Raw genomic sequence first — 12299 nt, 5'->3', positions numbered from 1 at the left:
GAGCATCATGTCGACGAGCACGCCGATGACCCGCCGGCTCCGTATCCGGCACATCACCCGGGTCGCGTACACGCAGGCCGCGGTGTCCTCGCACAACGAGGTCCGGATGACCCCGCTGACGCTGCCCGGCCAGACGACGCTGGACGCCCGGGTAACCGTGAACCCGACGACGCCGACCTGGTCGTACTGGGACTACTGGGGCACGCAGGTCACCGGTTTCGACCTGATGGACCCGCACGCCGACCTCACGATCACCGCCCAGAGCCTGGTGGAGACGGCCCCGCCGGGACCGCTCGACCCCGCGCCCAGCTGGGCCGAGGTGGCCGAACGGACCGCGAACTCCCGCCTGTTGGAGTACGCGACGACCACGACGCGTACGACGGTCCCGCCCGAGTTGGTCGAGCGGGCACGGGAGGTGGCGGCGGGCCTCGACCCGCACGGGACGGCGACCGCGGTGTCGGCGCTGGTCGCGGACCGGGTGTCGTACCTGCCCGGCACGACGGGCGTGAACACGTCGGCGGCGGAGGCGTGGGAGCAGGGCGCGGGCGTCTGCCAGGACATCGCGCACGTCACGATCGCGCTGTTGCGGGGCGTGGGCCTGCCCACCCGCTATGTCTCCGGCTACCTCCACCCCGAGCGGGAGGCGGAGCTGCACCGCCCGGTGGAGGGCCAGTCCCACGCCTGGGTCGAGTACTGGGCGGGCGACTGGTGCGGCTACGACCCGACGAACCGGACGCGCGCCGACGAGTCCCATGTGGTGGTCGGCCGGGGGCGCGACTACGACGACGTGACACCGCACAAGGGCGTGTACCGGGGTGTGGCCGGGGGGCCGCCCGAGGTGACGGTGGAGTTCACTCGGGTGGCGTGAAGCGGGCGTGGCGTGAAGCAGGCATGGCCCTGGGGCGGTTCGCTGCCCCAGGGTGCGCTGCGCTGCCCCAAGATGCGCCCTACTTCAGGCCGATGGCCTCGCACTCGTCCTCGTACTTGGCCGTGCAGATGTCGGACACCTTGTAGATGCCGTCCTCGATGACCGTGGTCTTGATGTTGAGCTTCGTCAGGGCGACGACGCTCACGAGCTGGGACGGGACGTCCTTGTTGGTCGGGCTGTCGACCCTGTCCCGGGTGAGGGCGTCGAACTGGATGTCGCGGCCCTGGATGCGGGCGACGGCCATCTCGGCCGCCGTCTCGGCCTCCTGCGGGTACGACTTGTAGACGCTCATGTACTGCTCGCCGGAGACGATCCGCTGCACGGCGGCCAGTTCGGCGTCCTGCCCGGTGATCGGCGGCAGCTTGGTGACGCCCGCGGCCTCCAGGGCCTGGATGATGCCGCCCGCCATGCCGTCGTTGGCGGAGTAGACGCCGGCGATGTCGTCCTTGCCGATGGCCTCGATCGCCTTGGTCATGTTCGCCCTGGCGTTCTCGGGCTTCCAGTCCTTGGTGTCGAAGGACCGCGCGATCGTCACCTTGCCGTTCAGCTCGGAGAGGGCGCCCTCCTTGAACTGCGCGGCGTTCGGGTCGGTGACCGACCCGTTCATCATGACGATCTTCTCGGTGGGGTCGACGTCACCGCCGAGGGCCTCCAGGAGGGAACGTCCCTGCACCTCGCCGACGAGTTCGTTGTCGAAGGAGATGTACGCGTCGATGGGGCCCTCGGCCAGCCTGTCGTACGCGATGACGGGAATCCCGGCGGCCTTGGCCTTCTTGACCCCGCTCGCGATGGCGTGCGCGTCCACGGCGTCGAGGAGCAGGACGTCGACCTTGTCGTCGATCATCTTCTGGAGCTGCTGGGCCTGCTTGGCGGCGTCCGCTCCGGCGTTGGCGTACTCGACCCGGCCCTGACCGCTGGTGAGCGACGCGACCTTGCTCTTGATGATCGGGTAGTCGAACTTGTCGTACCGAGTGTTCTCCGTCTCCGGAAGCAGCAGCCCCACCGTGATGTCGTTGCCCTTGGTCGGGGTCGCCTCGGTGGTCTCCCCGCCGGCGTCGAGCACGCCGCAGCCCGCGGCGAGGGAGACCATCGCCGTGGAGGCGGCCACGGCTATGGCAATACGACGCATACGGGGTGTTCTCGGCATTCGGGCACTCACTTCAGGCGTTTCCGGACGAGGACGCAGCAGTGCGACCCATGTGGCTGAAAGCCAACGTTGACGACCCCCCGGACGTCAAGCGGAACCACTTAACGAGATGGCAACATCACGCTCCGCTGATCATGTGGAGAAGTAGAGGATGTCCGCACAAACGGCCGCCGCAGACCCTCCATGCAATGTCCCGTACGGACGTTCCCTGCATGGACACGACGGGCGCGAAGGACGCGTGGACGCGAAGGGCCGAATGATCTCAGCCACACGCACGACGGCACGCACGACGGCACCTACGAGTCCCACCGGCACCAGAAATCAAAAACAGTCACAACAGCCCTACAACCAATCCACATCCTCACGAGTCCTGATCGTCAACGGCCCTTTTCTCGCCGTTGACGATCAGGACTCGAAGGACCGCATTGAACCCAGCCAGACGCACGACGCAGGCAGCCACCACCGCCCTCGTGCTCACCACCGCCGGCGCCCTGCTCAGCACCGCTGCCCCGGCCGCCTCCGCCGCGACGACGTGCACCTCTCCCGTCTACAAACGGCAGTTCTTCGCGAACACCGGCTTCTCCGGCACGCCGAAGCGGACGGACTGTGACGCGGCCGTCGCCGAGAACTGGGGCGCGAAGGCCCCGGCCACCGGCCTCCCGAAGGACAACTTCGGCGTCCGCTGGACGGTGACGAGGGACTTCGGCTCCGGCGGGCCCTTCGCCCTCACCGCCGCCACGCAGGACGGCATCCGCGTCTACCTCGACGGCAAGATCAAGGTCAACCTCTGGAAGAACGTCACGACGATCCAGAAGAAGACCGTCAACCTCACCATCCCCTCCGGCAAACACACCCTCCGCGTCGACTACGCCAACTTCACGGGCAACGCGAACGTCAACTTCGCGTACACGCCTCGCACTTCGGCGATCGTCGACAAGGTCAAGCCGCTGGCCCCCACGGCGCCCACCGTCACGTACGACAAGACGACGGGCAAGGCGAAGCTCACCTGGGCCAAGAACAGCGATATGGACCTCTCGGGCTACCGCGTCTACCGGCGTCTGAAGGGGAGTTCGTATCCGAGCACCCCTCTCGCGACGACCACCTCCACCACGTACACCGACACCACCCTCCCGGTGACCGGCGCCACGTACGACTACACCGTCCGCGCCCACGACAAGGCCGGCAACCAGTCGGCAGGCAGCGCCGACAAGTCCGTCACCACCGTCGACCGCGTCGCTCCCGCGGTGCCCACGGGCCTGGACATCACCGACAGCTCCGAGGCGGGCGGGCTCCGGCTGGGCTGGAGCGCGGTCGCGGAGGCGACGTCGTACCGGGTGTACCGGGCGGACAGCGAGAGCGGGACGTACACGGCGGTCGGCAGCACGGACCAGCTCTCCTACCAGGACGCCTCGGCGACGGTGCGCACGCGGTACTACTACCGGGTGAGCACGCTCGACACGTCGGGCAACGAGTCCGAGCGGTCCGCCGCCGTCAGCGGGACGCGCCGGGACGACACTCCGCCATCCGTCGTCACCGGTCTGACGGCCACCCCGACCGAGTACGGCTTCGTGCTTGACTGGGACGCGAACCCGGCGCCCGACATGTTCAGGTACCTCGTCTACGCGGGCGAAGTGGTCCCCCGTGACGAGGAGGACCCCGACGCGGGGAACGTCTGCCTCGTGCGCCAAGAGGTGTGGCTGATGCCCGAGGTCACGTCGTACAACTACGGCACCCTCCCGGACGGCGTCGAGCGCTGCTTCTTCGTCGACGCGTACGACACCTCCTGGAACTCCCCGTTCGAGCAGAGCCGTTCGGCCGAAATCGTGAGCGCGACGGAGCTGGACATGCGGCCGAGCGTGCCGACGCCCGAGGACTCGCCGGTCCAGCTGTCGACGGTCACCGGACCGGACGGGCACATCGAACTGCACTGGGATGCCGTGGCCGACGCCACCGGCTACCAGGTCTACCACTGGAACCCTGGCACCAAGGCCTACGAGAAGTTGACACCCGCCACAACAGGTACCTCCTACGCGGAAACCGCCACCAAGGGCACCACCCACTTCTACTGGGTGACCGCCCTGTACGCCGACGGCAGTGAATCGGCACCCGGCGGGCGCGCAGTGGTTCTCCGGCCCTGAGCGGACCCCGAGCACACGAAAGGGGCCCGGAGGTTCGAACCGAACCCCCGGGTCCCTTCACATGCGCGCGTCACACACCCGCCCGCCTACGCCTAGTCCTTCGCCTTCTTAGGCCGCCAAACCACCAACGCACTGGTCTGCTGGACCTCCTGGTACGGGACCAGGTCCCGCCGGTACGACGCATGCACCGCCGCCTCCCGCTGCTGCATAGCAGCCGCAGCCCCGTCCAGCGCAGCTTCCATCTCCGCGACCCGGGACTGCAACGCAGCCACCTGGTTCTCCAGTTCGATGATGCGCTTGATGCCGGCCAGGTTGATGCCCTCGTCCTGCGACAGTGCCTGCACCGTGCGGAGCAGTTCGATGTCGCGGGCCGAGTAGCGGCGGCCCCGGCCGGCGGTGCGGTCGGGGGAGACCAGGCCCAGGCGGTCGTACTGGCGCAGGGTCTGCGGGTGCAGGCCCGAGAGCTGGGCCGCCACCGAGATGACGTAGACCGGGGTCTCCTGGGTCAGTTCGTACGGGTTGCGTCGACGGCCGTCCATCTCGGTCAAGCTCCCTTCGCTGCCTCGAACAGCTCCGCCCGCGGATCCTCGTCCGCGGTCGCCTCGCGATACGCCTCCAGTGCGTCACGAGCCTTCCCCGTCAGCTCCGTCGGGACACTCACCTCGACGGTGACCAACAGGTCGCCCCGGGTGCCGTCCTTGCGGACCGCGCCCTTGCCCCGTGCGCGCATCGTGCGCCCGTTGGGCGTGCCCGGCGGCAGCTTCAGGGTGACCGGCGGGCCGCCCAGGGTCGGGACCCTGACCTCGCCGCCGAGTGCCGCCTCGACGAACGTCACCGGCACCGTCACCGTCAGGTTGTCTTCCTTGCGGCCGAAGACCGGGTGGGCGTCGACATGGACGGTGACGTACAGGTCGCCCGCCGGGCCGCCTCGTTCGCCCGGTGCGCCCTTGCCGCGGAGGCGGATGCGTTGGCTGTCCGCCACCCCGGCCGGGATGCGCACCTGCATCGTCCGGGACGACTTCGCCCGGCCGCTGCCGTTGCACACCATGCACGCGTGCTCCGCGATCAGGCCCCGGCCCTTGCAGTCCGGGCAGGGGTCCGTGAGGGAGAAGCCTCCCCCTGAGCCGCGAGCTACCTGGCCTGTCCCTACGCATGTCGGGCACACCCTCGGCGTGCCGTTCTTGTCGCCCGTGCCCGAGCACGCCTTGCACGGTGACTGGGACGTCATGCGCAGCGGGACCGTCGCGCCGTCCACCGCCTCCGTGAAGCTCAGCGTGACCTCGGTGTCGATGTCCTGGCCGCGCCTGGGCTGCGTACGGGTGGTCCCGCCGCCGCCCCGGTTGAACAGGCCGCCGAAGACGTCCCCGATGCCACCGCCGAAGCCGCCCGCACCGGAACCGCCGCCGGCCTGGCCCGGGGCGCCGCCTCCGAAGAGGTCGCCCAGGTCGAAGTTGAAGGAGCCGCCGCCCGCGCCCGGCCCCGGGCGGAAGCCGCCGTTGCCGAAGAGGGCGCGGGCCTCGTCGTACTCCTTGCGCTTCTTGGGGTCGCCGAGGACGTCGTTCGCCTCGGAGATCTCCTTGAAGCGCTCCTCGGCCTTGACATTGCCCTTGTTGGCGTCCGGGTGGAACTCGCGGGCGAGTTTCCGGTACGCCTTCTTGATCTCGGCCTCGGTGGCGTCCTTGGGGACGCCGAGGACCTTGTAGAAGTCCTTCTCGATGAAGTCCTTGGTGCTCATCCTCGACGTCCCTCCTTTCCGGAGTACCCCACCTCAGTGCTCACGTCAGCCCTCTTCCGGGCCACCGTTCTCCTTGCCGTCCGCCGACTCCGGGGAGTCGCCCTTGTCGGCCTGCGTCGCCCCGGGCTGGGGCTCGGCCACCGCGACCCGCGCGGGACGCAGATTGCGCTCGCCGAACCGGTAGCCCGGCTGCAGGATCGCCACGCAGGTCGTCTCCGTGACGTCCGGCGCGTACGAGTGCATCAGGGCCTCGTGGATCATCGGGTCGAAGGGCTCGCCCTCCTTGCCGAACTGCTGCAGGCCCATCTTGGCGGCGACGGTCTCCAGCGACTCGGCGACGGACTTGAACCCGCCGACCAGTTCGCCGTGTTCCCTCGCGCGGCCGATGTCGTCGAGCACGGGCAGGAGCTCGCTCAGGAGGCTCGCGATGGCGATCTCCTTGACCGTGATCCGGTCCCGCTCGACCCGTCGGCGGTAGTTCTGATACTCGGCCTGGAGCCGCTGGAGGTCCGCCGTGCGCTCACCGAGCGCCGTACGTACCTGGTCCAGCTGGGCCGTCAGACCGGCGACCTGTGCTGCTGCGTTTGCGTCCCCGGCCGGGGGCGCCCCCTCCGAGGAGGGGGCGCCCTTCGGCTCGGCGTCGTCGGAGGTGGCGCCGGAGGGGACGTCGGGCTTCTCGTCGAAGCCCGGGGTCTCCTCGGTCACGCGGCACCGTCCTTGCGCTCCCGCTCGTCGTCGACGATCTCGGCGTCCACCACGTCGTCGTCGGCCTTCGGGGCCTCGGCGCCGGGCGCCTCGTCACCGGCGCCGGCTGCCTGCCCCGCCTGGGCGTCGGCGTACATGGCCTGGCCCAGCTTCTGCGAGACGGCGGCGACCTTCTCCGTGGAGGTGCGGATCTCGGCGATGTCCTCGCCCTTGAGCGCGGCCTTCAGCTCCTCGATCGAGGCCTCGACCTCGGTCTTGATGTCGCCGGGGACCTTGTCGTCGTTGTCCTTGAGGAACTTCTCCGTCTGGTAGACGAGCTGCTCGCCCTGGTTGCGGGTCTCGGCGGCCTCGCGGCGACGGTGGTCCTCGTCCGCGTACTGCTCGGCCTCCTGGCGCATGCGGTCGACCTCGTCCTTCGGCAGCGAGGAGCCGCCGGTGACGGTCATCTTCTGCTCCTTGCCCGTGCCGAGGTCCTTCGCGGTCACGTGCATGATGCCGTTGGCGTCGATGTCGAAGGCGACCTCGATCTGCGGCACGCCGCGCGGGGCCGGCGGCAGGCCCGTCAGCTCGAACATCCCGAGCTTCTTGTTGTACGCCGCGATCTCGCGCTCGCCCTGGTAGACCTGGATCTGGACGGACGGCTGGTTGTCCTCGGCCGTCGTGAAGATCTCGGACCGCTTGGTCGGGATCGTGGTGTTGCGCTCGATGAGCTTCGTCATGATCCCTCCCTTGGTCTCGATGCCGAGGGACAGCGGGGTGACGTCGAGGAGGAGTACGTCCTTGACCTCGCCCTTGAGGACACCGGCCTGGAGCGCGGCGCCGATGGCGACGACCTCGTCCGGGTTCACACCCTTGTTGGCGTCCCGGCCGCCGGTCAGCTCCTTGACGAGCTCGGCGACGGCGGGCATACGGGTCGAGCCACCGACGAGGACGACGTGGTCGATCTCGCTCAGCGCGATACCGGCGTCCTTGATGACGTTGTGGAACGGCGTCTTGCAGCGCTCCAGCAGGTCGGCCGTCAGCTGCTGGAACTGGGCGCGCGTGAGCTTCTCGTCCAGGTGCAGCGGGCCCTCGGCGGAGGCCGTGATGTAGGGCAGGTTGATCGAGGTCTCGGTGGACGAGGACAGCTCGATCTTGGCCTTCTCGGCGGCCTCGCGGAGGCGCTGGAGGGCCATCTTGTCCTTGCCCAGGTCCACGCCGTGGCCGGTGCGGAACTGCTGCACCAGGTAGTCCATGACGCGCTGGTCCCAGTCGTCACCACCGAGGTGGTTGTCACCGTTGGTGGCCTTCACCTCGACGACGCCGTCGCCGATCTCCAGGAGGGACACGTCGAAGGTGCCGCCACCGAGGTCGAAGACGAGGATCGTCTGGTCGTCCTTGTCGAGGCCGTACGCCAGCGCGGCGGCCGTCGGCTCGTTCACGATGCGCAGGACGTTCAGGCCCGCGATCTCGCCGGCCTCCTTCGTCGCCTGGCGCTCGGAGTCGTTGAAGTAGGCCGGGACGGTGATGACCGCGTCCGTGACCTTCTCGCCCAGGTAGGCCTCGGCGTCGCGCTTCAGCTTCTGCAGGATGAAGGCGCTCATCTGCTGCGGGTTGAAGTTCTTGCCGTCGAGTTCGATCTTCCAGTCGGTGCCCATGTGGCGCTTGACCGACCGGATGGTCCTGTCGACGTTGGTGACCGCCTGGCGCTTGGCCACCTCGCCGACCAGCACCTCACCGTTCTTCGCGAAGGCGACGACGGACGGCGTGGTCCTGGCACCCTCGGCGTTGGTGATGACGGTGGGCTCGCCGCCCTCCAGAACGCTGACGACGGAGTTAGTCGTGCCCAGGTCGATGCCGACCGCACGTGCCATTTCGAATCCTCCAACGGAACAGTGGAATGATCGAGTCCGGCTCTGTCGTGTTCTGACGTGGAGCCTGACTTGAGTGGAACAGGCTCAAGTGTGCATCACTCCCGTCGCCCGGTCAACAGAGCTGAGTCGACCCCACTCAACTCTTATCCGTTCCTTACGCGCAACGTGGCCCTGACCTGCGCCGACTGCACGGCCGGAGCCCGCCGAAGCCCGTACACGGGAACCCTCAGCAGCCCCAGTACGACCATCCCGGCCACCCCCACCACCCACCACAGCCCCGATCCCGCGACCCACCGGCCGTGCGCGAGCACCCCCACCAGCACCGCCCCGAAGGCCCCCGCCCCGAGCAGCACGGCCGCCCCGCGCGGGGTGAGCCCCAGCCGCCGCAGCCGGTGCGCGAGATGGTCCGGACCCCCGCGCGACAACGGCCGCCGGGCCACCCGCCGCGACACGACGACGAGCACCACATCCGCACCGGCCACGGCGGTGAGCGCGAACAACACGCCCGCACTGGACGCCAGTTCGTGCCCGGTCCGTACGACCACCGCCGCCGAGGCCAGCACGAACCCGGTGAACAGGGACCCGCACGCGCCGAACGCGATCCGCGCGGGATGCCAGTTGTGCATCAGGAACCCGGTGAGCGCGGCGGCCAGCACGCTCAGCAGCACGGCGAGCCCGTCGAACACCTCGACGGCGGCACACGCGCCCACCCCGAAGGCGGTCAGCACCCCGACCGTCCCCACCAGCCCGTCGGCGTGGTCGAGGGCCCGGAAAGCGACGGCGACGAACACGATCCAGCCGACGGCGAGCAGCCCGACCCCGAACCCCAGCTCCCGGTACGGCACCACGAACGCGGCGGCGACGGCCGTACCCGCGACCAGGAACCGCGCCTTCACCCGCCACAGGTCTGCCACGAGCCCGAGCGCGCCGACACCCGCCCCGGCGATCAGCAGCGCACCGATCCCGTCCCCCAGAGGGGCGTACCCGGTCCACTCGCCCACCCCCGCGACCAGTCCGGTCGCGAGCACGACCGCGAGCCCGCCGAGCAGCGGCAGGGGGCGGGCCCGGCGCCGGTCGAGGACGCCGAGGCGCAGGGCGAGGGTCCGCAGGAGGGCGGTGAGGACGGCGGCGAGGAGGAGGGCTGAGGTGGCGGCGAGGATCCCGTAGAGCACGGGTTCACGTTATGTGCAAACGTAACAATTATGTACGAATAACACGATCTACGACGATCGGTTTTGACTCGCAGGTCGGGGGCCGACTCAGGTAAGCCTCAGCGATTCAGATCACTCCGCCGCTGACTACAGTGCGGGTCAAGATATGGGTAGTCTCTGACAGACTGCCTAAGTTACCGCTTAGTAATACCGCGCAGTGTCAGCAGTCATTACGTGCGCAGGCCTGAGGAGCCCCGACATGCAACTCGCCGCGATCATCGTGTCGCTGGTCCTGACCGTGGTCGGCGTCGCGCTGCTCGCACGCGCCATCGGTCAGTTCGTCCGGTACTTCGAACTCGGCCAGCCGGTCCCGGCCGGCCTTCGGACGGACAACCCCTACCAGCGCAGTGTGACGCTGGTGAAGGAGTTCCTCGGCCATACGCGTATGAACCGCTGGGGCATCGTCGGCTTCGCGCACTGGTTCGTCGCGGTCGGCTTCCTGACGCTGCCGCCGACCCTCGCCCAGGCCTTCGGCCAGCTCTTCTCGGCGGACTGGACCCTGCCGGTCATCGGCGGCTTCCTGCCGTTCGAGATGTACATCGAGTTCATCGGTGTGATGACGATCCTCGGCATCGCCGTACTCATCGTGATCCGCCTGCTGAACCTCCCCTCGCGCCCCGGCCGCAAGTCCCGCTTCGCGGGCTCCAAGGCGGGTCAGGCGTACTTCGTCGAGTACGTCATCCTCACCATCGGCCTCGCGATCTACGTGCTGCGCGGCCTCGAGGGCGCGATCCACCACGTCGAGCACTACGAGGCCGGGTACTTCGCCTCGTACCCCCTCGTCCTCGCCTTCAAGGGCCTGAGCGTCGGCACCCTCCAGAACCTCATCTACTTCACCGCGATGGTGAAGATCGGCACGTCGTTCGTCTGGATGATCGTCGTCTCGCTCAACACCAACATGGGTGTCGCCTGGCACCGCTTCCTCGCCTTCCCGAACATCTGGTTCAAGCGCGAGGCGACCGGCGGCACGGCCCTGGGCGCCCTCCAGCCGATGACGTCCGGCGGCAAGCCGATCGACTTCACGGACCCGGGCGAGGACGACGTCTTCGGCGTCAGCCAGGTGGAGCAGTTCTCCTGGAAGGGCCTGCTCGACTTCTCGACGTGTACGGAGTGCGGTCGCTGCCAGTCGCAGTGCCCGGCCTGGAACACCGGCAAGCCCCTCTCCCCCAAGCTGTTGATCATGTCGCTGCGGGACCACGCCCACGCCAAGGCGCCGTACCTGCTGGCGGGCGGCGGCAAGGACATGGAGGGCAACGAGAAGGCGACCAAGGAGCAGCTGGCCGACGTCCCGGCCGCCGCCCTCGCCGAGGCCGAGCGCCCGCTCATCGGCACCCTCGAAGAGAACGGCGTCATCGACCCGGACGTCCTCTGGTCCTGCACGACCTGCGGTGCCTGCGTCGAGCAGTGCCCGGTGGACATCGAGCACGTCGACCACATCGTCGACATGCGCCGCTACCAGGTGATGATCGAGAGCGCGTTCCCGTCCGAGGCGGGCACGATGCTCAAGAACCTGGAGAAGAAGGGCAACCCCTGGGGCCTGGCGAAGAAGCAGCGCCTGGAATGGCTCAAGGAACTCGACTTCGAGGTGCCGGTCGTCGGCAAGGACATCGAGGACCTCAGCGAGGTCGAGTACCTGTACTGGGTCGGCTGCGCGGGCTCCCTGGAGGACCGCGCGAAGAAGACGACGAAGGCGTTCGCCGAACTCCTCCACATCGCGGGCGTCAAGTTCGCGATCATGGGCGGCGACGAGAAGTGCACCGGTGACTCGGCCCGCCGCCTCGGCAACGAGCCGCTGTTCCAGGAACTGGGCATGGAGAACGTGGCCGCGCTGAACATGGCCTTCGGCGAGGACGACGAGGATCCGGAGACGAAGAAGCCGAGGTCGGCGAAGAAGATCGTCGCCACCTGCCCGCACTGCCTGAACACCATCGGCAACGAGTACCCGCAGCTCGGCGGCGACTACGAGACCATCCACCACACCCAGCTGCTCCAGCACCTCATCGACGAGGGCAAGCTGCTCCCGGTGACCCCGGTCGACGGCCTCATCACCTACCACGACCCCTGCTACCTGGGCCGCCACAACAAGATCTACACGCCCCCGCGCGAGATCATGTCGGCCGTCCCGGGCCTGCGCCAGCAGGAGATGCACCGCCACAAGGAGCGCGGCTTCTGCTGCGGCGCCGGTGGCGCGCGGATGTGGATGGAGGAGCGGATCGGCAAGCGCATCAACAACGAGCGCGTCGACGAGGCCCTGTCCCTGAACCCGGACATCGTGTCCACCGCCTGCCCGTTCTGCCTCGTCATGCTGACCGACTCGGTCAACGGCAAGAAGAACGAGGGCAAGGCGAAGGAGTCCATCACGGTCGTGGACGTCGCCCAGCTGCTCCTGGAGTCCGTGAAGACCCCGGTCCCGGACGAGGAGCCCCCGGCGGGCGAGGCGGAAGCGGAGAGCGCGCCGGAGCCTCAGCCGGTGAAGTAGGTCTGAGAACAGGTTGGAGAGGGGGGGGGGGCGGGGGGGGCGGGCCCGGCCCGCGGAGCCCAACGCCCCCACAAACACGGCCCCCGGAGATGGTGGGTCGGCA

The 12299-nt window shown here is 68.7% G+C and carries 9 protein-coding genes; 3 read left to right on the top strand and 6 right to left on the bottom strand.

Annotated elements, in window-relative coordinates; translation table 11 throughout:
• Nucleotides 1-25 precede the first annotated feature (25 nt).
• Nucleotides 26-868 (top strand): transglutaminase family protein, encoded by an 843-nt coding sequence (locus ACWDR4_RS44300; RefSeq protein ID WP_450417160.1) that lies wholly within the window; start codon nucleotides 26-28, stop codon nucleotides 866-868.
• Between the two features lie 79 nt (nucleotides 869-947).
• Here ACWDR4_RS44300 and ACWDR4_RS44295 read toward each other — a convergent pair whose 3' ends face one another.
• On the bottom strand, nucleotides 948-2057 hold the full coding sequence (locus ACWDR4_RS44295) for a sugar ABC transporter substrate-binding protein (protein WP_450417134.1): 1110 nt from the start codon (nucleotides 2055-2057) through the stop codon (nucleotides 948-950).
• A 443-nt stretch (nucleotides 2058-2500) separates the two neighbouring features.
• On the opposite strand from ACWDR4_RS44295, the gene ACWDR4_RS44290 reads away from it, so the two are divergent.
• Nucleotides 2501-4213, top strand: coding sequence for a fibronectin type III domain-containing protein (locus ACWDR4_RS44290; RefSeq protein WP_450417133.1), 1713 nt, complete (start codon nucleotides 2501-2503; stop codon nucleotides 4211-4213).
• Nucleotides 4214-4305: 92 nt separating this feature from the next.
• On the opposite strand, the gene ACWDR4_RS44285 is transcribed toward ACWDR4_RS44290, so the two are convergent.
• From ACWDR4_RS44285 to ACWDR4_RS44265, 5 genes are all read right to left on the bottom strand, one after another.
• Nucleotides 4306-4752 (bottom strand): heat shock protein transcriptional repressor HspR, encoded by a 447-nt coding sequence (locus ACWDR4_RS44285; protein ID WP_450417131.1) that lies wholly within the window; start codon nucleotides 4750-4752, stop codon nucleotides 4306-4308.
• A 5-nt stretch (nucleotides 4753-4757) separates the two neighbouring features.
• The gene (dnaJ, locus tag ACWDR4_RS44280) at nucleotides 4758-5948 is read right to left on the bottom strand and encodes a molecular chaperone DnaJ (RefSeq protein ID WP_450417129.1); all 1191 of its coding nucleotides are present in this window, start codon (nucleotides 5946-5948) and stop codon (nucleotides 4758-4760) included.
• 45 nt (nucleotides 5949-5993) lie between these two features.
• On the bottom strand, nucleotides 5994-6653 hold the full coding sequence (gene grpE / locus ACWDR4_RS44275) for a nucleotide exchange factor GrpE (RefSeq protein ID WP_450417127.1): 660 nt from the start codon (nucleotides 6651-6653) through the stop codon (nucleotides 5994-5996).
• Nucleotides 6650-8506 (bottom strand): molecular chaperone DnaK, encoded by a 1857-nt coding sequence (gene dnaK, locus ACWDR4_RS44270; protein ID WP_450417126.1) that lies wholly within the window; start codon nucleotides 8504-8506, stop codon nucleotides 6650-6652. The genes grpE and dnaK overlap by 4 nt, the downstream gene beginning before the upstream one ends.
• A gap of 143 nt (nucleotides 8507-8649) precedes the next feature.
• Complete coding sequence (locus ACWDR4_RS44265) at nucleotides 8650-9678, bottom strand: MraY family glycosyltransferase (protein WP_450417125.1); 1029 nt, start codon at nucleotides 9676-9678, stop codon at nucleotides 8650-8652.
• A gap of 238 nt (nucleotides 9679-9916) precedes the next feature.
• On the opposite strand from ACWDR4_RS44265, the gene ACWDR4_RS44260 reads away from it, so the two are divergent.
• Nucleotides 9917-12196, top strand: coding sequence for a heterodisulfide reductase-related iron-sulfur binding cluster (locus tag ACWDR4_RS44260; protein ID WP_450417124.1), 2280 nt, complete (start codon nucleotides 9917-9919; stop codon nucleotides 12194-12196).
• Nucleotides 12197-12299: the final 103 nt, after the last annotated feature.

It is taken from the genome of Streptomyces sp. NPDC000878 (genome assembly GCF_053599695.1).
This window is presented reverse-complemented; position numbering and strand designations above follow the sequence as displayed.